General features: G+C 66.8%; 19 protein-coding genes. 7 read left to right on the top strand and 12 right to left on the bottom strand.

Annotation, left to right across the window (positions count from 1 at the left end; all coding sequences use genetic code 11):
- Positions 1-217: 217 nt before the first annotated feature.
- Genes AB4Y94_RS14905 through folE form a run of 5 tightly spaced genes read right to left on the bottom strand, consistent with a single transcriptional unit; the run spans position 218 to position 4,889 of the window.
- The gene (locus AB4Y94_RS14905) at positions 218-1,147 is read right to left on the bottom strand and encodes a 5'-3' exonuclease (RefSeq protein WP_441728704.1); all 930 of its coding nucleotides are present in this window, start codon (positions 1,145-1,147) and stop codon (positions 218-220) included.
- Between the two features lie 37 nt (positions 1,148-1,184).
- Positions 1,185-1,955, bottom strand: coding sequence for a pyrimidine reductase family protein (locus AB4Y94_RS14900; protein ID WP_441728703.1), 771 nt, complete (start codon positions 1,953-1,955; stop codon positions 1,185-1,187).
- Positions 1,955-2,869: a dihydropteroate synthase gene (folP, locus tag AB4Y94_RS14895; RefSeq protein WP_441728701.1), complete on the bottom strand. Its 915-nt coding sequence runs from the start codon at positions 2,867-2,869 to the stop codon at positions 1,955-1,957. The genes AB4Y94_RS14900 and folP overlap by 1 nt, the downstream gene beginning before the upstream one ends.
- Positions 2,870-4,159 carry an NAD(P)/FAD-dependent oxidoreductase gene (locus AB4Y94_RS14890; protein ID WP_441728700.1) on the bottom strand — a complete coding sequence of 430 codons (1,290 nt, stop codon included), beginning with the start codon at positions 4,157-4,159 and terminating at the stop codon, positions 2,870-2,872.
- Positions 4,160-4,199: 40 nt separating this feature from the next.
- The gene (gene folE / locus AB4Y94_RS14885; protein ID WP_441728699.1) at positions 4,200-4,889 is read right to left on the bottom strand and encodes a GTP cyclohydrolase I FolE; all 690 of its coding nucleotides are present in this window, start codon (positions 4,887-4,889) and stop codon (positions 4,200-4,202) included.
- An 88-nt stretch (positions 4,890-4,977) separates the two neighbouring features.
- Between folE and AB4Y94_RS14880 the strand changes: the two genes are divergently transcribed.
- From AB4Y94_RS14880 to AB4Y94_RS14870, 3 genes are read left to right on the top strand one after another with little or no spacing between them, the layout of a single operon-like run.
- A complete protein-coding gene (locus tag AB4Y94_RS14880) occupies positions 4,978-5,685 on the top strand; it encodes a helix-turn-helix transcriptional regulator (RefSeq protein ID WP_441728698.1) in 708 nt (235 codons plus the stop codon).
- A gap of 54 nt (positions 5,686-5,739) precedes the next feature.
- Positions 5,740-6,432, top strand: a complete 693-nt coding sequence (locus AB4Y94_RS14875; protein ID WP_441728697.1) for a response regulator transcription factor — start codon at positions 5,740-5,742, stop codon at positions 6,430-6,432.
- 31 nt (positions 6,433-6,463) lie between these two features.
- Positions 6,464-8,347 carry a sensor histidine kinase gene (locus AB4Y94_RS14870; protein WP_441728696.1) on the top strand — a complete coding sequence of 628 codons (1,884 nt, stop codon included), beginning with the start codon at positions 6,464-6,466 and terminating at the stop codon, positions 8,345-8,347.
- 20 nt (positions 8,348-8,367) lie between these two features.
- Here AB4Y94_RS14870 and AB4Y94_RS14865 read toward each other — a convergent pair whose 3' ends face one another.
- A complete protein-coding gene (locus AB4Y94_RS14865) occupies positions 8,368-9,051 on the bottom strand; it encodes a DUF488 domain-containing protein (RefSeq protein ID WP_441728694.1) in 684 nt (227 codons plus the stop codon).
- Between AB4Y94_RS14865 and AB4Y94_RS14860 the strand changes: the two genes are divergently transcribed.
- A complete protein-coding gene (locus AB4Y94_RS14860; RefSeq protein WP_441728693.1) occupies positions 9,050-9,340 on the top strand; it encodes a WXG100 family type VII secretion target in 291 nt (96 codons plus the stop codon). The genes AB4Y94_RS14865 and AB4Y94_RS14860 overlap by 2 nt on opposite strands.
- 163 nt (positions 9,341-9,503) lie before the next feature.
- Here AB4Y94_RS14860 and groL read toward each other — a convergent pair whose 3' ends face one another.
- From groL to AB4Y94_RS14845, 3 genes are all read right to left on the bottom strand, one after another.
- Entirely contained in the window at positions 9,504-11,132 is a 1,629-nt protein-coding gene (groL, locus tag AB4Y94_RS14855; RefSeq protein ID WP_441728691.1) for a chaperonin GroEL, read from the bottom strand.
- A gap of 141 nt (positions 11,133-11,273) precedes the next feature.
- Positions 11,274-12,329: a DUF3048 domain-containing protein gene (locus AB4Y94_RS14850; RefSeq protein WP_441728690.1), complete on the bottom strand. Its 1,056-nt coding sequence runs from the start codon at positions 12,327-12,329 to the stop codon at positions 11,274-11,276.
- Between the two features lie 72 nt (positions 12,330-12,401).
- The gene (locus AB4Y94_RS14845) at positions 12,402-12,602 is read right to left on the bottom strand and encodes a cold-shock protein (RefSeq protein WP_441728689.1); all 201 of its coding nucleotides are present in this window, start codon (positions 12,600-12,602) and stop codon (positions 12,402-12,404) included.
- Between the two features lie 332 nt (positions 12,603-12,934).
- On the opposite strand from AB4Y94_RS14845, the gene AB4Y94_RS14840 reads away from it, so the two are divergent.
- Positions 12,935-13,879 carry a carbohydrate ABC transporter permease gene (locus tag AB4Y94_RS14840; protein ID WP_441728688.1) on the top strand — a complete coding sequence of 315 codons (945 nt, stop codon included), beginning with the start codon at positions 12,935-12,937 and terminating at the stop codon, positions 13,877-13,879.
- The gene (locus AB4Y94_RS14835) at positions 13,879-14,835 is read left to right on the top strand and encodes a carbohydrate ABC transporter permease (RefSeq protein WP_441728686.1); all 957 of its coding nucleotides are present in this window, start codon (positions 13,879-13,881) and stop codon (positions 14,833-14,835) included. Before AB4Y94_RS14840 ends, AB4Y94_RS14835 begins: the two co-directional genes overlap by 1 nt.
- Positions 14,836-15,336: 501 nt before the next feature.
- On the opposite strand, the gene AB4Y94_RS14830 is transcribed toward AB4Y94_RS14835, so the two are convergent.
- The 3 genes from AB4Y94_RS14830 to AB4Y94_RS14820 form a co-directional block, all read right to left on the bottom strand.
- Positions 15,337-16,701 carry an ABC transporter substrate-binding protein gene (locus AB4Y94_RS14830; protein WP_441728685.1) on the bottom strand — a complete coding sequence of 455 codons (1,365 nt, stop codon included), beginning with the start codon at positions 16,699-16,701 and terminating at the stop codon, positions 15,337-15,339.
- Positions 16,702-16,971: 270 nt separating this feature from the next.
- Positions 16,972-17,547, bottom strand: a complete 576-nt coding sequence (locus AB4Y94_RS14825) for a LytR C-terminal domain-containing protein (protein ID WP_441728684.1) — start codon at positions 17,545-17,547, stop codon at positions 16,972-16,974.
- Positions 17,548-17,549: 2 nt separating this feature from the next.
- Positions 17,550-17,906 (bottom strand): DUF3263 domain-containing protein, encoded by a 357-nt coding sequence (locus AB4Y94_RS14820; protein WP_441728683.1) that lies wholly within the window; start codon positions 17,904-17,906, stop codon positions 17,550-17,552.
- Positions 17,907-18,143: 237 nt separating this feature from the next.
- Between AB4Y94_RS14820 and msrB the strand changes: the two genes are divergently transcribed.
- Positions 18,144-18,548, top strand: a complete 405-nt coding sequence (gene msrB, locus AB4Y94_RS14815; RefSeq protein WP_441728682.1) for a peptide-methionine (R)-S-oxide reductase MsrB — start codon at positions 18,144-18,146, stop codon at positions 18,546-18,548.
- Position 18,549 lies beyond the last annotated feature (1 nt).

Here is an 18,549-nt window from a genome sequence, read left to right as displayed (position 1 = left end):
CCGTGCTCGGGTTGGATCCCGCAACCCCACTCGCATCGTTGATCGACGCGCCACCAGCGATCGCCCGCCAAAACGTGATCCTGCTCTTCAAACGCAACGTCACAACACCCTCCAAACATCAGGTGTTGCAACCACGCCCTGAACCCAGGGCGGCACGAAGGTGTTTTATACGTACCTCACCATGGGCGCGCGCCGATGGGCGTCAGGGCGCCGCGGTTCAGACGTCGTTGCCGAGTGCGCGTAGCGCACGCTGCGCCGAGCCGCCAAGGCCCCACTCGGCGGCGAGCCGGTCGACGGCGGCCAGCTGGTCGTCGGAGAGCGGGCGGATGCGCGCATCCACCTCCCCGAAGTCGAGGTCACGCACCACGTCCACCACCGTCGGTGCCACCGCGAGGTAATCGCCCGCCGCGAGGATCTTCGCCCGAACCGACGCCGACATCGGGGCAGCCGGGTCGGCGGCGACCGCGAGGATGCCGCCCAGGTCGCCGTACTCCCCCAGCAGGCTCGCCGCGGTCTTCTCCCCCACCCCGGGGACGCCGGGGAGCCCGTCGGAGGTATCCCCGCGCATCGCGGCAAAATCGGCATACTGCGCCGGGGCGACCCCGTACTTGGACTGCACGACGGCATCCGTCACCAATTCGAGCTTGCTCATGCCGCGGGCCGTATAGATGATGCGCACCTGCCGGGCGTCGTCGACCAGCTGGAACAGGTCGCGGTCGCCGGTGACCACGTCCACCGGAACCGTGGCCTGGCTTGCCAGGCTGCCGATCACATCATCCGCTTCATGCAATGTCGCGCCGAGCACAGTGATGCCGAACGCGTCGAGGAGCCGGCGGATCACCGGCACCTGCGCCACCAGCGCGTCAGGCGTTTCCTCCACGTCGACGCCGCCGGGTACGACACGGGCCACCCGATGCATCTTGTAGCTCGGGATGAGGTCCACCCGCCACCGGGGCCGCCAGTCGTCATCCCAGCAGGCGACCAGCTCCGTCGGCTCATAATCGGAAACCAGCCGGGCGATGATGTCGAGCAGCCCGCGCACGGCGTTGACCGGCGTGCCGTCGGGCGCACGCACCGTGTCGGGCACGCCATAGAAGGCACGGAAGTACAGCGACGCGGTATCCAGAAGCATCAGGCGCTCGGTCATCTGCCGATCATCCCACGACACGCGGGCGGGCACACCTTCAGGCGGGTGGCCGGATGTATCGGAGGAACAGCATGTCACCGGCCGGGAGTGCATGCGCCAGCGCCATCGACCGGGTCGACGGGACGCCGCCGCGCGCGATGCGGCCCGCCGGGCCTGCCTCGAGCAGAGGGCTGAGGGTGAGGCAGAGTTCGTCGACGCAGTCCGCCTCGATCAGAGCCCCGAACAGGTGCGGGCCGCCCTCGCACAGCACCTGGGTCAGGCCGCGGGCGGCGAACTCGGTGCGCATCAGGCGCACGTCGACGGCATCCGTCCCGCAGACCAGGACGTCGGCGACCTCGGCCAGCGCCGCCCGCCGGCCGGCCGGCGACGCCGCGTGGGTCACTACGATCGGGCGGACCGCCGCCTCGGTGAAGAACGGATGCGACGGTTCGATGTCCAGCCGGGCGGAGACGATGGCGAGCGTCGGTTGCGCGGCGAGCCCGCGGTCGGCTCGCCAGGCCGCGTCGGCCGGTTCGGCGCGCACCCCGCCGTATCCCTCGGCGCGCACGGTCCCCGCGCCGACGAGGACCACATCGGCCAGGAGCCGCAGCGTGTCGAACACCAGCCTGTCGTCGGCGTTGCCGAGGCCGCCGCTCAATCCGTCCCGGGTCGCGGCCCCGTCCAGGCTGCTGATGAAATTCACCCGCAGCCACGGCACGGCACGGTCGGCCACCCGATAGAGCTCGACCAGGTCGGCCTGTTGCAGCACCGACGGCAGCTCAGCCAGCCGGTCGAGCTCGAGCAGGTCCCCCTCGTCCAGCATGGACATCAGGTCAGCCCCACGTTATGGCGCAGGTACGCCGGCTCGCGGAAGCCGAGGATTGCCTCCGTCATGCGGGCGGCGTCGACCGCCGCCGCGACGTTGTGCATGCGCAGGATCCGGGCGCCCTGCAGGATGCAGAACACGGCGGCGGCGACAGACCCGTTCACGCGTGACCCCCGGTCGCGATCCAGGGTCTCGCCGATGAAGTCCTTGTTCGAGACGGCGACCAGGGTGGGAAAGCCCAGGGCGGTGATCTCGCCGAGCCTTCTCGTAAGCTCGAGCGAGTGCGCGGTGTTCTTGTTCAGGTCGTGGCCGGGGTCGATGATGATCCGGTCCGGCGGAACTCCGCGGCCGGTGGCCCGGTCGACGCGCTCCCGCAGGAAATCCGCCACCTCCGCCACGACGTCGCGGTACTGGGGTGCGGGGTACGGGGTGCGGGGCCGGGCCAGGCTGTGCGTGATCACCAGGCTCGCGTCGCTGTCGGCGACGACCTCCGCCATCGCCGGGTCATGCACGCCGGTGGTGTCGTTGATCACGTGTGCGCCGGCGCCGATACCGGCCAGCGCCACCTCGGGGTGGAAGGTGTCGATCGAGATCACGGCTCCGCTGCCACGGAGGGCTTCCACCACCGGGAGCACCCGATCGATCTCGGCGCTGATCGGCACTGCTGGTCCCGGCGCGAATTTCGCCCCTCCGATGTCGACCCAGTCGGCTCCCTCGGCGATGGCCGCACGTGCCGCCGCGACGGCGGCATCCAGCGCGAACGTCGCGCCCCGGTCGTAGAAGGAGTCGGGAGTGCGGTTGACGATCGCCATCACCGCCACTTGCCGCGAGAAGTCGAACACGCGACCCCCGATCGTTCGGCGCGGAATCTCCAACTCGGGCACCACAACGCCGGTGATGCCGGGCGCGATCTCCATTCAGCCCTCCCCGCCGGCCGGGCCGACCGACACCGGCTCAGCTGACGCGTGGTCCGCTGTGACGCTGTCCAGCTCGATGCCCTCATCCGCCAATCGGCCGACATCGACCAGGACGCCGGAGCGGATGAGGCGCTGCACCGCGTCGTTCACGTCCCATACGTTCACGTTCATGCCGGCCACCACTCGTGAATCCGCGACCCAGAACGCGACGAACCTGCGGGCGGCGAGGTCACCGCGAATCACGACCTCGGCATCCGTCACCAGGTCCGCATAACCGGAATACTCCATCCCGAGGTCGAACTGGTCGGTGTAGAAGTAGGGGATCTCGTCATAGCTGATCACGGCCCCGGCCATCGAACGCCCGGCGGCGACACCGGCATTCTCGGCGTTCGCCCAGTGCTCGATGCGGATCGGGTGGCCGAGCACCGGGTGGAACACCCGTGCGACGTCGCCGACCGCATAGACGTCGGCCGCCGACGTGCGGAAGGCGGCGTCAGTGATGATGCCGTTGTCGACCTCGAGCCCGGCGTCGGCAGCGAGGCCGGTGTTCGGGATGGCGCCGATACCGACCACGACCACATCCGCCGGCACGACCTCGCCGGTGTCCAGGAGCACCCCGGTCACCCTGCCGTCCTCACCGACGAGGTCGCCGACGGAGGTCGACATGCGGAGGTCGACGCCGTTGGCGCGGTGCAGGTCGCCGAAGACCGCACCCACCTCGTCTCCCAGGATCAGGTTGAGCGTGATGCTCTCCCGGCCGAGCACGGTGACGGGATTGCCGTAGTGGCGGGCAGCAGAGGCGGCTTCGAGGCCGATCCAACCGGCGCCGACGATCACCACCCGGCTGCTCCCGGCCGCCAGCGCCTCCCTGAGCCGTTCAGAGTCGTCGAGCGTGCGGAGGTGGAACACGCCCGCCAGGTCGCCCCCGGGGCTGCGGTAGCGACGCGGCGCTGCGCCGGTCGCGAGGAGCAGTTTGTCGTAGTGAAGCACCTCCCCGTCGGCCAGCGTCAGCGTATGGTCAGCGGGAGCGAGAGCGGATGCCGCCTGTCCCGTCGCCACCTCCACCCGGTGTTCCGAATACCACTCGTCCGGGTGCACGAAAACGGCGTCCCGGTCGGCAGCGCCCTGCAGGTACTCCTTGGACAGCGGCGGACGGATGTACGGCCGGTGGTCTTCGGCGGCGACGATCAGAATGCGCCCGTCGAACCCCTCGTCCCGCATGCCCTGCGCCGCGCGCGCCGCGGCGAGACCGCCGCCGACGATCACGAATACCTGGTCACTGGTGCTCATCATTGACTCCCTGCCTGGTGAGGTTTCTGCCTGCGCGGTTCTAGCCGCGGAGCCCGCACAGGGCGAAGAACTCGTCCCTGCTGCGTGCGTCTTCCCTGATCGCGCCGTGCAGCGCGCTGGTAGTGGTCGCCGACCCGACGACCTTGACCCCGCGGAGCGACATGCACATGTGCTCCGCTTCGATCACGACACCGACGCCCCGTGGGGCGAGCTCTGCCTGCAGCCAGTCGGCGACCTGTTTGGTCAGCCGCTCCTGCACCTGCAGGTCACGGGCGAAGAACTCCAGCACCCTGGCCAGCTTCGACAGCCCGAGGATCCGTTCGCCGGGGAGGTACCCGATGTGGGCGACGCCCTGGAACGGCAGCAAGTGGTGCTCGCACAGCGAGTGGAACGGAATGTCACGAACCAGGACCAGTTCGTCGTAACCCTCCTCGTTCGGGAAGGTGGTGAGACTGAACTCCGCCGGGGTGAGCATTTCGATGAAGGCGTCGGCGACGCGGCGCGGCGTGTCAGCCAGGTGCGGGCTGTCCACATCGTGGCCGAGGGCGCTGAGCAGCTCGGCCACCGCGGCGGTGGCCCGCGTACGGTCTGTCCGCGTGCGGTCTGTCCGCGACGCGAGTATCTCGATCCCGGATTCCGCACCGGCGTCGGGTACCGCATGCAGCGTCCCCGCATGGTGGGCAGCGGAACGCTGGACTGCCGACGAGCCGTCGGATTCTGCGAGTGACATGGCGTCCTTTCCCAAGCTGGTATACCTGACGCTAGGCCCGCCAAACTCTTTTGTCAAGATTTATTGATTTTAGACTTATACTGGACCCATGGAGCAACGACCTCCCCTGCCGGACCGGGTGTCCGCCGTCACCGCGCTCGCCGATCCGGCCCGGCTGACGCTGTACGAACTGGTGACCAGAAGCGCCGACCCGGTCAGTCGGGACACTGCAGCGGATGCGACGGGCCTGTCCCGCAGCACCGCCTCCTTCCACCTCGAGCGCTTGGCCGCGCTCGGGCTGGTGGACGTGGAGTTCCGTCGGTTGAGTGGGAAGACCGGCCCCGGAGCGGGCAGGCCGGCGAAGCTGTACCGGCGCGCGACCGGTGAGGTCAGCGTGTCGCTCCCCGAACGCCACTACGACCTGGCGGGCGATTTGCTCGCCGCCGCCATCGAAGAGTCGATCCAGAGCGGACTGCCGGTGCGCGAGGCGCTCCGCAGCGTGGCCGGGGAAGCCGGGCGCAACCGCGGTGCGGAAGCGGAGACCCTTCCGCGTGCCCTCGAGGAGAACGGGTTCGAGCCATGCGCGGACGGCAACGACCTGGTGCTCGGGAATTGCCCGTTCCATCGCCTGGCGGAAAACCACACCGACCTGGTGTGCGAGCTCAACTTCGAACTCGTCCGCGGTCTCGCCGAGGGCGCGGGCGACGCGGAACACATCGTCCGCAGCGACCCCGGCGCCGGCCGCTGTTGCATCCGGATCAGCCGCTCCGCGGCATCCGCTGGCGAGGTGGAGACCGGCGGGTCGGACGAGGCGTAACCGTGCACCGCTTACTCTCAGGATAGTTCCAGCTAACGCGCAGATACTGGGTCCATGACCGATGGCCCTCGCATTCTCATTGTTGACGACGAACCCAACATCAGGGATCTCCTCACCACCAGCCTGCGCTTCGCCGGCTTTGCCGTTCGCGCCGTCGGCAACGGCGCCCAGGCGATTTCAGCGGTGCTGGAGGAAGAACCCGACCTGATCATCCTCGACGTCATGCTGCCCGATATGAACGGCTTCGGGGTGACCAAGCGGCTGCGATCGGCGGGTTACACCGCGCCGATCCTGTTCCTCACCGCCAAGGATGACACCGAGGACAAGATCACCGGCCTGACGGTCGGCGGAGACGACTACGTCACCAAGCCGTTCAGCCTGGACGAGATCGTTGCCCGGATCAAGGCGATCCTCCGCCGCACGATGCACGCCGATGAAGACGCCGTGATTCGTGCCGGTGAGCTCACCATGGACCAGGACACCCATGAGGTGCTGGTCGGTGACGAGCCGATCGAGCTGAGCCCCACCGAGTTCAAGCTGCTGCGCTACCTCATGCTCAACCCCAACCGGGTGCTGTCGAAGGCGCAAATCCTGGACCATGTCTGGGAATACGACTTCAACGGCGATGCGGGAATCGTCGAGTCGTACATCTCGTACCTGCGACGGAAAGTGGACGCCCACTCGAGTGAGCCGCTGATCCAGACCAAGCGCGGCTTCGGGTACATGCTGAAGGCCGCCAAGGCGTAGTCCCAGACTCCGCTCATACACTGGGGGCAGTATGCATGAGTCACTGACGGAGCACTGGAGCCGGATCTCTCTTCGCACCAAGATCACCGGGGTCACGGTCCTCTTGCTCACCCTCGGGCTGCTCGTTTCCGGCATCGGCACGATGGTCATGCTCAGGCAGTACGCCATCCAGCAAGTGGACGCCCAGTTGCAGACCCGGGCGCAGAACATCGCGAACCCCACGGCCACGGGGCTCATCGAATCGTCCACCGAGTACTTCGTCGCGCTCTATGACGAGCACGGCGACTTGCTGGAACGCAGTTGGAAGGACCGGCCCCGCGACGAACTGCCGGTGGTCTCCATGCCACTCGACCTGGTCTCGGTGACGGAGCTCAACGGCCAGCCGCAGTCGCTCACCAACGCGACGCGTGACACCCAGTTCCACGCCGTGGCGGTGCCGTTCCCCATCACGGTGCAGGGCACCTACGGCACGCTGGTGGTCGCCGTGTCGCTGCAGCCGACCGAGAACACGATGGCGATCTACCTCACCATCTTCCTGGGCTTCGGCATCGGCGTGGTCATCGTCGGCGCCCTCCTCACCCGCCTGCTGGTCACCACGACGTTCCTGCCGCTGCGGGAAGTGGAGCGGACCGCCGCGGCGATCGCAGATGGGGACTTCAGCCAGCGGCTTGGCGGTGCGACACCGAACACCGAAGTGGGTCGCCTCAACCGCTCACTGAACACGATGCTCAGCCGGATCGACCGGGCATTCAAAGATCGCGCCCGCACCATCGACCAGATGCGGCGTTTCGTCGGCGACGCCAGCCACGAACTGCGCACTCCCCTGGTCTCCGTGCGCGGCTACGCCGAGCTGTACCGGATGGGCGCGCTGCAGACCCCGGAGGAAGTGGCCCAGGCGATGGAGCGCATCGAGAAGGAAGCGATCCGCATGGGCGGCCTGGTCGAGGACCTGCTCGAACTGGCACGCCTCGACGAAATCAAGCCGCTGGCGCTTGCGCCGGTCGACCTCGTCCCCCTCGCTCGCGACGCCGCGCTGGACGCCATGGCGTCGTCCCCTGGTCGCACGGTGGTCGTGGTCGAGAAGACCCCGACCGAGTCCGTTGACACCGTGCCGATGTCGGCCATCGAGCTGGCGCATTCCACCGGCGAGTTCGTGCAGTATCCGCCGAGGGACGCAAACGGCGTGCAGAACGGAGCGGGAACCCCGTCCGGCCGCGGCTCGGGCGGCGAATCGTCTAGCACCGGAACGGCCGGCCGCACGGCCGGAAGCACGGGTCGAGGCATTGAAGAGGCCGGAAGCTCAGCCCCGCGCGCCGCGACCGACGCCGCAGACGCCGGCGCAGCATCCGTTGGCGGCGGATCAGCCAACAGGGCCGCCGCACAGAACCTCACCGGCCCGATCTCGTTCGCCGGGGCCACCCTGGCTCGCCTCCGCACCCGCCGGCCCCGCCGGACGGATGCCCCGCAGCCCGTTCCGAACCGCGGCCCGGTCGCACCGGAAGACGCGGTGCGACCGATCGTGCTGGCCGAGGAGAACAAGATCCGGCAGGTCATCACGAACCTGATGGGCAACGCGCAGCGCTTCACGGCGGTGGAAACGCCGATCGAGCTCGAAGTCTCGGTGGACCGCCGGCAGCAACGCGCCTCGATCGCGGTGGTGGACCACGGTGAGGGGATCCCCCCTCAGATCCGCGAGAAGATCTTCCAGCGGTTCTGGCGCGCCGACACGTCCCGGACCCGTGAAACCGGTGGCACCGGCCTCGGCCTGGCCATCGTCGCGTCGATCGTCGCGAGCCACAACGGCAGCGTCGAAGTCGAGGAGACGCCGGGCGGCGGCGCCACCTTCAGGGTCTGGTTCCCGCTCGCGGACTCACCGAACGCACCACGACCGATCATCACCACACCCAGCGCTTAGCGGCATCCGCCCGCCGGCCGTCATGCCTGCTCCGGGGCTTCGTTGCCGGCCGGGTAGGTGATCCGGGTGCCGTCGACGTGGGCGAACCGCGTCAGCGTGTGCGGCGTGGCAGACGATTCGCTCATGATGTCCAACACCGCGACCCCCCGCACCACCAGTGCATCGCCGACCATCGAACGGTGGCAGCGCCACGGCACCGCCTCCGCGCACATGATCGCCCACGCACCGGTGCGGCCGAGGGCGACCAGCTGGTCGACCGCCGCCGCGAACTCCTCCGTCTGCATGTAGTCGGCGTAGCCGCGGAAGGACGCGTTCCGCCACGCGCCGTTGACACTGTCCGCGGTGGAGTGTCGCAGGCCGCCGAGTTCTCGCATCCGCTGATACCCGATCTCGCGCGCGGCCAGGCTGACCCCGAGCTCCTGCTCGTTGAACTGCGGGTTGTGCCGCGACTTCGCGATGGTGCGCACGTCGACGATGCCGTCCACGCCGTGGGCCTGCAGCAACCGCACGAACTCCTCGATCGGGTGCGTGGAGTGCCCGATCGTGTAGATCGTCTCCACCCGGTCGTTTCCAGAGTCCTCCACAGGTGCCACGGTACCGCGGTTGTGCACGGATCCGTCGAGCACCCGGCCAGCGGATGACGGCGCTCGGCTACCGTGAACGGCATCCGTTGTCGGAAGAGTCAACGAGAGGAGGAGAATCATGACCCGCTATCAGGTGGACAGCGAGGAGGTGTTCGGCGCGGCTGGCGCGGTGCGCGCGTCTGCCGCGCGGATCGAGGCAGAGGTGGGAGGGATGCTGGCGCAGCTGACCAGCCTGCAGGGTTCCTGGGTCGGGCAGGCGGCCACCGCGTTCACGGGCGTGATCGACGAGTGGCGGGCAACCCAGCAACGAGTGGTGGAGAACCTCGAGGCGATCAACCAGGCGCTCAGCCAGGCCGGCGCGCAGTACGCCGAGACCGAGCAGGCCAACGCGCGGCTGTTTCAGCGCTGAGCAGGGCGCTGATGCGAGCAGTGGGAGCAGTGATGGGAGCGCTGACGCGAGCACCGATCCGAGCGCGGGTGGAGTCCGCGAGACGACGCAGACAACGACAACGGGCGCCTCCCCGGAGGGAGACGCCCGTCGTGTGGAACAGGTGGAGTTACAAAGCTGTCGCTTAGAAGTCCATGCCACCAGTCGGGTCGCCGGCCGGAGCGTTGTTCTTCTCCGGCTTGTCGGCGACGACGGCCTCGGTGGTGAGGAACAGGCCCGCGATCGACGCTGCGTTGAGCAGCGCGGAGCGGGTGACCTTCACCGGGTCGTTGATGCCGGCGGCCAGCATGTCAACGTACTCACCGGTCGCGGCGTTGAGGCCGTGTCCGACGGGCAGGTTGCGCACCTTGTCCGCGACAACACCCGGCTCGAGGCCGGCGTTGAGGGCGATCTGCTTGAGCGGGGCGTCGATGGCGACGCGCACGATGTTCGCGCCCGTTGCCTCGTCGCCGACGAGGTCAAGGATGGCCTTGCTCTCGAACGCGGTCTTGCCGGCCTGGATCAGGGCGACGCCACCACCGGCGACGATGCCCTCTTCGACGGCAGCCTTCGCGTTGCGAACGGCGTCCTCGATGCGGTGCTTGCGCTCCTTGAGCTCAACCTCCGTTGCGGCGCCGGCCTTGATGACCGCGACACCACCGGCGAGCTTGGCGAGACGCTCCTGGAGCTTCTCACGGTCGTAGTCGCTGTCGGTGTTCTCGATCTCGCCACGGATCTGAGCAACGCGGCCGGCGATGGCTTCGGGGTCTCCCGAGCCTTCGACGATCGTGGTCTCGTCCTTGGTGATGACGACCTTGCGGGCGCTGCCGAGCAGGTCGAGGGTGACGTTCTCAAGCTTGAGTCCGACCTCCTCGGAGATGACCTGGCCACCGGTGAGGATGGCGATGTCCTGCAGCTGCGCCTTGCGGCGGTCGCCGAAGCCCGGCGCCTTGACGGCGACGGACTTGAAGATGCCGCGGATCTTGTTCACGACGAGCGTGGCCAGGGCCTCGCCGTCGACGTCCTCGGCGATGATGAGGAGCTGCTTGCCCGACTGGATGACCTTGTCAACGATCGGCAGCAGGTCCTTGATGTTGGAGACCTTCGAGTTGACGATCAGGATGTACGGGTCTTCGAAGACCGCTTCCTGGCGCTCGGGATCGGTCACGAAGTACTGCGACAGGAAGCCCTTGTCGAAGCGCATACCTTCGGTGAGCTCGAGCTCGGTGCCGAACGTGTTCGACTCCTCAACGGTGACAACACCTTCCTTGCCGACCTTGTCGATCGCCTCGGCGATGATCGCACCGATGGTCTCGTCGCCGGCCGAGATGGATGCGGTGGCCGCGATCTCTTCCTTGGTCTCGACCTCTTTGGCGTTCGCGATGAGCTCAGCGGTGACGGCCTCGACGGCCTTTTCGATGCCGCGCTTGAGGCTGATCGGGTCAGCGCCGGCTGCGACGTTGCGCAGGCCTTCGCGAACCAGCGCCTGGGCCAGAACGGTCGCCGTCGTGGTGCCGTCGCCGGCTACGTCGTCCGTCTTCTTGGCGACCTCTTTGACGAGCTCCGCGCCGATCTTCTCGTATGGGTCGTCGAGTTCGATCTCCTTGGCGATGGACACGCCATCGTTGGTGATCGTGGGGGCGCCCCACTTCTTTTCCAGGACGACGTTGCGTCCGCGCGGGCCGAGTGTGACCTTGACCGTGTCGGCGAGGATGTTCAGGCCGCGCTCGAGGCCACGACGGGCCTCTTCGTTAAAAGCAATGATCTTTGCCATGTGTGTTTCTCGTCCCTCCCGGACGTTCCAAAACTGTGATGGATTAGCACTCAAAACGTGAGAGTGCCAAGAACGATTCTGGCACTCTCGGGTCGAGAGTGCAAGTGAGGGTCGCCGGGCTCCTCGCCCTGTCGCCGCCGGTCAGGGCACGAGTTCGACGGAGCCCTGTTCGCTCGGCACCAGCTCGATCCAGGTATTGCCCGCGGCCAGCCGGATGGTCACGCCGTGGTCGTCGACGAGGCGGATGCGTGAGCCTTGCGCGCCCTTGCTCCAGGTCGCGTGCACGCTCTTGCCCCCGGCGGACACCCAGGCCTCCCCCGAGCCGATCATTGTGGTCTTCGGAACCTCGCCGTAGCGCCAATCGATGCCGACCCGCAGCACGACGACATTGGTGGCGCGCAGTTGGGCGCCGGAGGCGTCGAGGTCGGGCGCACCCTCCTGCGATCGCAGGTAGGCCGCCGCCGGAGCGTCCCAGGTCCAGTTGGGCCAGCGGGCATCCGAGAACACCGTCTTGATTGTCGTGACCGGGGTGCCGTCGACGCCGGCGGATGCCGCGGCCGCGGTCGCCGAGTACGCGAACTGTTGCGCCGGTGCCGGCAGGTCAGCGTGTCGCGCCACGAGTTCTGAGGCTTTGACCACCACGTCATGCGGCGATTCCCAGTCGTCGGCGCGGTAGAACGCCCCGGTGTCGTCGTAGTCGAACACCGCGTTCACCAGCCCGGTCGCCTGCATCATCCCGACGAACTGCTCCTGCCCCCCGGAGTACGCCACAACACCGCCGAACGGGGTGATGATGTCGGGGTCCATCGGACGGATCGACCGGATCGGCCCGAGCAGGTCGGGAATGTCGGACTGCCAGACGGCGACGTAGCGGGTGATCCCACCCTCCACGAGTTCCTCGAAGACGAGGTCGGTGCGCTCCAGCGCCAGTTGCGGTCGGGCCGCTTCGTGGTTGTCGATCTTCACCGCGAGCGACGGATGCGCCGCACCTCCGGCGGACACGCTGGTTCCGCGGAGCGGCGCCAGTTCGGTTGGTTCCGGCGCCACCCAGGCCGGCTCCTCGGCCTCTGCGGACGGCGATGTCGTGATGGCAGGCGGTTTCTCCGCTGTGCAGCCGGACAGGAGCAAGGCGGCCGGCATCATCACGGCCAGGATGGTCACGGCGAGTCGGCCGGATCCCCAGGAAGACGTAGTCACCTTGGACACACTAACGCCGCCCGGCGGACCGGACGGCGTCGGGCAGGCGCGGCGCCTGCATGCTGTGCGTGCTCAGACCGGACGAACGGCCTCGGCCTGCGGCCCCTTGGCCCCGGTGCCGACCTCGAATTCGACCTGCTGGCCTTCCTCGAGAACCTTGTATCCGTTCATGTCGATCGCCGAGTAATGGACGAAGACGTCTTGCCCTCCATCGACGGTGATGAAGCCGAAGCCTTTTTCAGCGTTGAACCACTTGACGGTTCCGTTCGCCATTGTTTCTCCCCAATGCTGTGTGATAACAGCCAGGCCATTGCCTGTGCTGAGACCAGATACTAGCGAAGCACCGGCATCCGTTAGGGGAATTGACGCCCGGAAATGTCGCGGTATGACAACGATTCGACGTGGCTCGTGAGCGCCGACCGGAACGGGGAGTGACTCACGCGTGCCGGGGCCGTTCGCGGCGTGGCCCTATACCCCGTTCCCACCGCTCGTGTGAGTCCTTGCGATCAACTCATTCACGCTTTAGAGTCGCGAACGCGGGGCAACGATGCCACACCGCGGCGTCGAGTTCTGTGTGCCGAGCAGCGCAGCTGGAGGAGACAGCCATGGGTATCACGGACCACGCCGCAGACGGAAAGAGGCGCAGGGTCAGCAAGTACAACCGGCGAGAAGCGATCGCCGGATATCTGTTCATCTCGCCGTGGATCCTCGGCTTCCTTATTTTCACGCTGGGGGCGATGATCTACAGCCTGGTCATCTCGTTCAGCAACTACAACCTCGCCACGAACTCGGCCCGGCCAGTCGGATTCAGCAACTACGCCAACCTCTTCGAGGACCCGAAAGTCGGGCTGTCGCTCGGCAACACCCTCATCTACGCGTTGATGGCCGTACCGCTGGAAATCATCTTCGCTCTCTTCCTCGCCATGCTGCTCAACCGCGTCGGCCGGGGCGCCGGATTCTTCCGCACCCTGTACTACCTGCCGAAGATGACCCCGTCGGTGGCGACCGCGGCAGTGTTCCTTCTGCTGCTCAACGGCAACACGGGGGCGATCAACCAGGGTCTGGCTTTCTTCGGTATCGAGGGTCCGCAGTGGCTGGTCGACCCGGCCTGGGTGAAACCGTCCATCGTGCTGATGACGTTGTGGGGTGTCAGCGGCACCATGGTGATCTTCCTGGCGGCGCTCAAGAACGTGCCGCGGGACCTGTACGAGGTGGCCTCCCTCGACGGCGCCGGTCCGGTGCGCCAGTTCTTCACCATCACCGTTCCGATGATCTCCAGCGCCATCTTCTTCAACGTCATCGTGCTCACGATCGCCGCCCTCCAGGTATTCGACCAGGCCTACCTGTTGTTCTGGCGGGATCAAAGCAACGCATCGCCTGAATCGTCGTTGTTCTACGGTGTGTACCTCTTCCAACAGGCCTTCCGGCAATTCGATTTCGGCTTCGCCGCAGCGATGGCCTGGCTGCTGTTCATGATCATCATGGTGATCACCTTCATCCAGATGAGGTTCGGCAACCGCTTCGTCTACTACGAAGGAGACAAGGACTGATGCCTGTCACCCAGTCATCCGCTGCCGCACCCGGGCTGGAAGCACAGGTCGTCGGCGTTGAAGCCCTCGGCGGCGACACGCCTCCGCGCGCGAGAAACAGGCACTGGTACCGACCGCAGGGCCTGGTCGGCCGGATCGTCCTCTGGTTCCTGCTCATCGGGTTCGGGCTGCTGTTCCTCTATCCGTTCGGGTGGCTGCTGGCTGCGAGCCTGAAGCCACGCGGGCAGGTCTTCGACAATGCACTCTGGCCCCAGACTTTCGCGTTCGAGAATTACGTCGAGGTGTTCAACCAGTTGCCGCTGCTGAGCTGGATGTTCAATAGCATCGCGATTGCGCTCCTCGCCGCCGGATTCGTATCCGTTTCAAGCTCGGTGGTCGCGTTCGGGTTCGCCTATTTCAAATTCCCGGGGCGCGGGCTGCTGTTCGGCGTGGTGCTGGCAACCATGATGTTGCCCGGTGCCGTGACGATGATTCCGCAGTACCTGATCTGGAACAACCTCGGCCTGGTTGGTACCTGGGTACCGCTGTTCGGAATGAACTTGTTCGGGTCGGCGTTCTACATCTTCCTGCAGCGACAGTTCTTCCTCGGGCTGCCGCGGGAGTTGTTCGAGGCGGCCCGCATCGACGGGGCCAGTTATTGGGGACTGTTCCGGCGCATCGCCATGCCCTTGTCGATCCCATCGTTCATCATTGTTTTCGTCTTCGAGTTCCAGGCCAGCTGGAACAACCTACAGTCCGCGTTGATCTATTTGAACGCGGGCAGCGTCGAAGGTTTCACAGCGCCGTTGGGTATCGCCTATGCCATGACCAAGTACAGCCCCACCAATGGCGGCCACGGCGACTACCAATACGTCATGGTGGCGTCGCTGCTGGTCACCCTGCCGATGCTGATCATCTTCGCCTTCGGCCAGCGCTACTTCATCGAGGGTGTGGCCACCCAGGGCCGAAAGGGGTAGCGAGCAGCGGCATCCGCTCGCCCTCGACGAAAACCGCCCGTGCCCCCGGGCCGGCAGGCGCCGGTCCCGTGCCTCGGCAGCCTAGGCGCGGGGAAACCCACCGGGCACCCGAAATATCGCGCGCCTGCCGCGGTGCTCCCACCCCGGACGCCCGGCGCCCGACGGCGGACTGCCCATCCCCAGCGGCGGCCACACGACATCCGCAGGAGAGCACGGGGAAGCACTGGCAACCGAGCTACGCAGCCACCGCAGTGTCCCGCGCCCGGCACTTCTCGGCGGATACGCGACCGTTGCCGGGGCGCGCGATAACACTCCAGGCACCCGAAATATCGCGCGCCCGCCGCGATACGGCGCGCCCGACCGAGGACGCCCGGGGCCCGACAGTCGTGGGGCCCGAAAAGCGCTCCGGCACCCGGGGAACCTTGAGGCCAGCAGGCGGCAGTTCGTCGCGCACCCGACGAAGGAAGCGGGCGACCCGATCGGGCCGCCCGCTTCATTTGGCTATTTGCCGGTTGCCTTGTCGTACGCCCGCATCGCAGCCTGCTGCGCATCGGAGAGCGCCTTCTCCGGCGATTTGTCGCCCAGCAAAGCGGACGTGACGGCGTTCTTCAGCTCGGTCTGGATCTCCTGGCCGGCCGGCGAGGCGCCGAACGACTTGCCTTCGCCCACCACGTTGTAATACGTGGCGATCGTCTCGTCGAACCCGCTGTTTCCGCTGGGGGTGACGTACTTCTCACGAATTGCCCGGTCGGCCTCCGGCGAGCCGGTGAAGAGGCCGGTGTTGATGGCCCCCGGCGTGCCGGCGATGGTCTTGGCCCTGGCCGCACCGGCTGCCATCCAGGCATCCTGGGAGGTGAGCTTCAACATCCACGCGCACGCCGCGTTGGCGTTCTTGGCACCGGCAGGAATCACGAACGACGTGCCGCTGGCCACCGTGAAGTTCTTGCCGCTCTTGTCCTTGAACGGCACCCCAGAGATGTCGACACCGCTGACATACGGCGTGAGCACGTTGACGTACCACTGCGGGTTCACCTGCGCCCCAACCTGGTCAGCCACATACGGGTTCTTGTCGCCGAAGGTGTCGAACGAGTCCGTGAAGCTCTTGATCTTTGCGTAACCGCCCTGGGCGTCCATGAGCTGTTTGAGGAAGGCGATGGCCTTGGCGTTGTTCGCGTCGTCGAGCTTGGGGACGCCCTTGCTGTCCATCAGCTGTCCGCCCTGCCCCAGCAGCCACAGGCCGGCCTGGTTCACTCCCACCGGGTCAAAGCCGAGTACTGTCGGGTTTCCACCGCTCGCCTCGTACATTTTCGCCGCGGCGGCCAGCAGCACGTCGGGCTTGGAGGTGTCAATATCGGCGGCGGTGACTCCGGCGGCATCCATCACCCGCTTGTTCAGCATGATCGCCGGCGGCTGGTAGAACTGCGGAACGGCCCACACGTGGCCGTCGTAGGTCACGTCGTCCATGACCGACGGGTAATACTGGGTGTCCGGGTCGACTTTGTTGGCACTGAAGCACTTGTCGAGCGGCTGGATCAGTCCCTGTGCCGCGTAGGTGCCGACGAACTGGCGGTCCATCTGGACGGCGTCCGGGACGTCCTTACTGGCGGCGCGAGTGGTGAACTTCTGCGCGTCGAAGGCGGTCTGGTCGATCTTGATCGTGACGTCCTTGAGCTGGTCCTTGGCGTAGTCCAGGCGCGAGGTACCGACTTCATCGGCGTTGTCGAACCCCCACGCCTTCATCGACCCGGAAGCCTTATTGGAGAATGATGCATCGGCGGAGCTTGAGCCACCTGCGCTGCAGCCGGCAAGGGCTGTGACGGATGCCGTCACAATGATTGCCAGAAGGGCCTTCTGCCTCGATTTCATCTCTTTTCCCTTCAATCAGGACATGATCGGCGTCATCGCCGCCACGAGGAACCCGGAATCAGCGCAGAAGCTGGAATCCTTGCCACGCCCTGCAAGCTAGTGCAGCACCCTCCCCCGCACAAGGGCCTTGCGAACACGGCCGAACCAGGAGTTTCGGCCCCGTTGCGGCCGTCACCGACAACGTTTGGCTCGCTCCTCCCTGGGCCGAGGGGGCGCATGGGCAAGCGCTGTCAGGTGTCGACGCGCTGGATCGGGTGAGTCGGATGCCCGTCAGCCGGCGGGGACGTAGTCGTTGCCGACCACCACGGTGATGTCAGCACCGGTGTCGGCGAAGTCGCTGGAGAGCAGGATGGTGGCGGTCGGGATAGTTGTGGCGATTGAGTCGAGGACCCCCCGCGCCGCGCCTTCGAGGGAGGCGTCGGCGTAGTAGACGATGGTGGCCGGCACGGTCTCGGTGTCGGCGTTGGAGGTCGCGCCGACGGACCATCCGGCCTCCGTGAGGGTCTGGCCGACGCCGGATGCGACCCCGGTTCCCGGGGTGCCATTCAGGACAGTGATGCTGAGGCTCGGGTCCAGCGTGGGTTCGGCGGTCGGAGGCCTCGTGGGGGTTGCCGATGCGCTCGCGGTCGGAGTGGGGCTGTTGGTGCCCGGCAGGGCGAAGTCCAGCCGGTTGTTCAGATAGAACAGGCCGAGCACCCCGATCGCAACCAACACGATCGTTGCGGCCAGCGCCCACCAGAAGGTGACCCAGCCCTTGCCTCTTTTGGCCGGCGCGCGGTGAGCGCCCACCCGGTCAAGCTTGTGCGGGAGGTCATCGAAACGGTCTTTCGGGAAGTTACTCGGCATGGTCAGTCTGATTCGGTCCTGGGTTGGCTGCGGGGTGGCTCAATGTGGGTCGCCGGGCGAGCGGACTGGAGGGCAAGGGACGCAAGCGAGCGAGCCTGGCGCGTGTCTCTGCGAACGTGTCGCATCCGCTGCAGTCGTTTGACCAGCATCGGATCCGCCACGAGCGCGTACGGCGAATCAATGAGCGCACCCAGCAGCTGGTAGTAGCGGGCGGCGGACAGGCCGAATTCGGTGCGGATCGCTTCTTCTTTCTCGCCGGCTTTCTGCCAGTCACGGCGTTCGAAGGCGAGGATCGCGCGGTCGCGCTCGGAGAGGTCGACGCGCTCGGGGTCGGTGCCAGGTTCCGGTTCGCTCTGCACCTGTCACCTCTCGTCGTCTGCCAATGCCGCCGATCTCGACGCGGCCGCGTGCATTCGTCATCCTATTTGGGCCGGGCTGGGAGATCGCGCAGGCGCTCGGCGTGGGGCGGGCACCCGCTCGAGATGGGAGTTGCCTGCACGCGGTTCGTCATAAGGAATGGCCGGACCGGCCGACGAGTTTAGAGTGGGTGAGGATGTGTGAGCGCCGCACGGCGATTCGCTACGGAAGGGACACCCATGGACTACGAGGTCAAGAAGTCTGAAGAGCAGTGGCGTGAAGAGCTCGGCCCGGAGAAGTACGCGGTGCTCCGCGGGGCCGCAACCGAGCGCGCCTGGACCGGCGAACTGCTTGACGAGAGCCGCGCCGGCATCTACACCTGCGGAGCCTGTCACGCTGAACTGTTCAAGAGCGGCACCAAGTTCGACTCGCACTGCGGCTGGCCGAGCTTCTACGAGTCGGTGCGCCCGGAGGCCGTCGAACTGATCGAGGACCACACCCTCGGGATGGTGCGCACCGAAGTCCGCTGCGCCAACTGCGGGTCCCACCTCGGCCACGTCTTCGACGACGGTTTCGGCACCCCCACCGGAGACCGGTACTGCATGAACTCCATCTCGCTCGAGTTCCAGCCCGCCGCCGAGTAGC

The sequence above is a fragment of the Glaciibacter sp. 2TAF33 genome, assembly GCF_052114945.1.
GTDB lineage: Bacteria > Actinomycetota > Actinomycetes > Actinomycetales > Microbacteriaceae > Cryobacterium.
The sequence above is the reverse complement of the archived record's forward strand: the minus strand, read 5'-3'. Positions and strand labels throughout refer to the sequence as shown.

What these genes read in the sequence shown, in the direction of transcription:
- AB4Y94_RS14905 (WP_441728704.1), bottom strand. Translation starts at nt 1,147, where the DNA reads ATGACCGAGCGCCTGATGCTTCTGGATACCGCGTCGCTGTACTTCCGT.
- AB4Y94_RS14900 (WP_441728703.1), bottom strand. Translation starts at nt 1,955, where the DNA reads ATGTCCATGCTGGACGAGGGGGACCTGCTCGAGCTCGACCGGCTGGCT.
- folP (WP_441728701.1), bottom strand. Translation starts at nt 2,869, where the DNA reads ATGGAGATCGCGCCCGGCATCACCGGCGTTGTGGTGCCCGAGTTGGAG.
- AB4Y94_RS14890 (WP_441728700.1), bottom strand. Translation starts at nt 4,159, where the DNA reads ATGAGCACCAGTGACCAGGTATTCGTGATCGTCGGCGGCGGTCTCGCC.
- folE (WP_441728699.1), bottom strand. Translation starts at nt 4,889, where the DNA reads ATGTCACTCGCAGAATCCGACGGCTCGTCGGCAGTCCAGCGTTCCGCT.
- AB4Y94_RS14880 (WP_441728698.1), top strand. Translation starts at nt 4,978, where the DNA reads ATGGAGCAACGACCTCCCCTGCCGGACCGGGTGTCCGCCGTCACCGCG.
- AB4Y94_RS14875 (WP_441728697.1), top strand. Translation starts at nt 5,740, where the DNA reads ATGACCGATGGCCCTCGCATTCTCATTGTTGACGACGAACCCAACATC.
- AB4Y94_RS14870 (WP_441728696.1), top strand. Translation starts at nt 6,464, where the DNA reads ATGCATGAGTCACTGACGGAGCACTGGAGCCGGATCTCTCTTCGCACC.
- AB4Y94_RS14860 (WP_441728693.1), top strand. Translation starts at nt 9,050, where the DNA reads ATGACCCGCTATCAGGTGGACAGCGAGGAGGTGTTCGGCGCGGCTGGC.
- AB4Y94_RS14865 (WP_441728694.1), bottom strand. Translation starts at nt 9,051, where the DNA reads ATGATTCTCCTCCTCTCGTTGACTCTTCCGACAACGGATGCCGTTCAC.
- groL (WP_441728691.1), bottom strand. Translation starts at nt 11,132, where the DNA reads ATGGCAAAGATCATTGCTTTTAACGAAGAGGCCCGTCGTGGCCTCGAG.
- AB4Y94_RS14845 (WP_441728689.1), bottom strand. Translation starts at nt 12,602, where the DNA reads ATGGCGAACGGAACCGTCAAGTGGTTCAACGCTGAAAAAGGCTTCGGC.
- AB4Y94_RS14840 (WP_441728688.1), top strand. Translation starts at nt 12,935, where the DNA reads ATGGGTATCACGGACCACGCCGCAGACGGAAAGAGGCGCAGGGTCAGC.
- AB4Y94_RS14835 (WP_441728686.1), top strand. Translation starts at nt 13,879, where the DNA reads ATGCCTGTCACCCAGTCATCCGCTGCCGCACCCGGGCTGGAAGCACAG.
- AB4Y94_RS14830 (WP_441728685.1), bottom strand. Translation starts at nt 16,701, where the DNA reads ATGAAATCGAGGCAGAAGGCCCTTCTGGCAATCATTGTGACGGCATCC.
- AB4Y94_RS14825 (WP_441728684.1), bottom strand. Translation starts at nt 17,547, where the DNA reads ATGCCGAGTAACTTCCCGAAAGACCGTTTCGATGACCTCCCGCACAAG.
- msrB (WP_441728682.1), top strand. Translation starts at nt 18,144, where the DNA reads ATGGACTACGAGGTCAAGAAGTCTGAAGAGCAGTGGCGTGAAGAGCTC.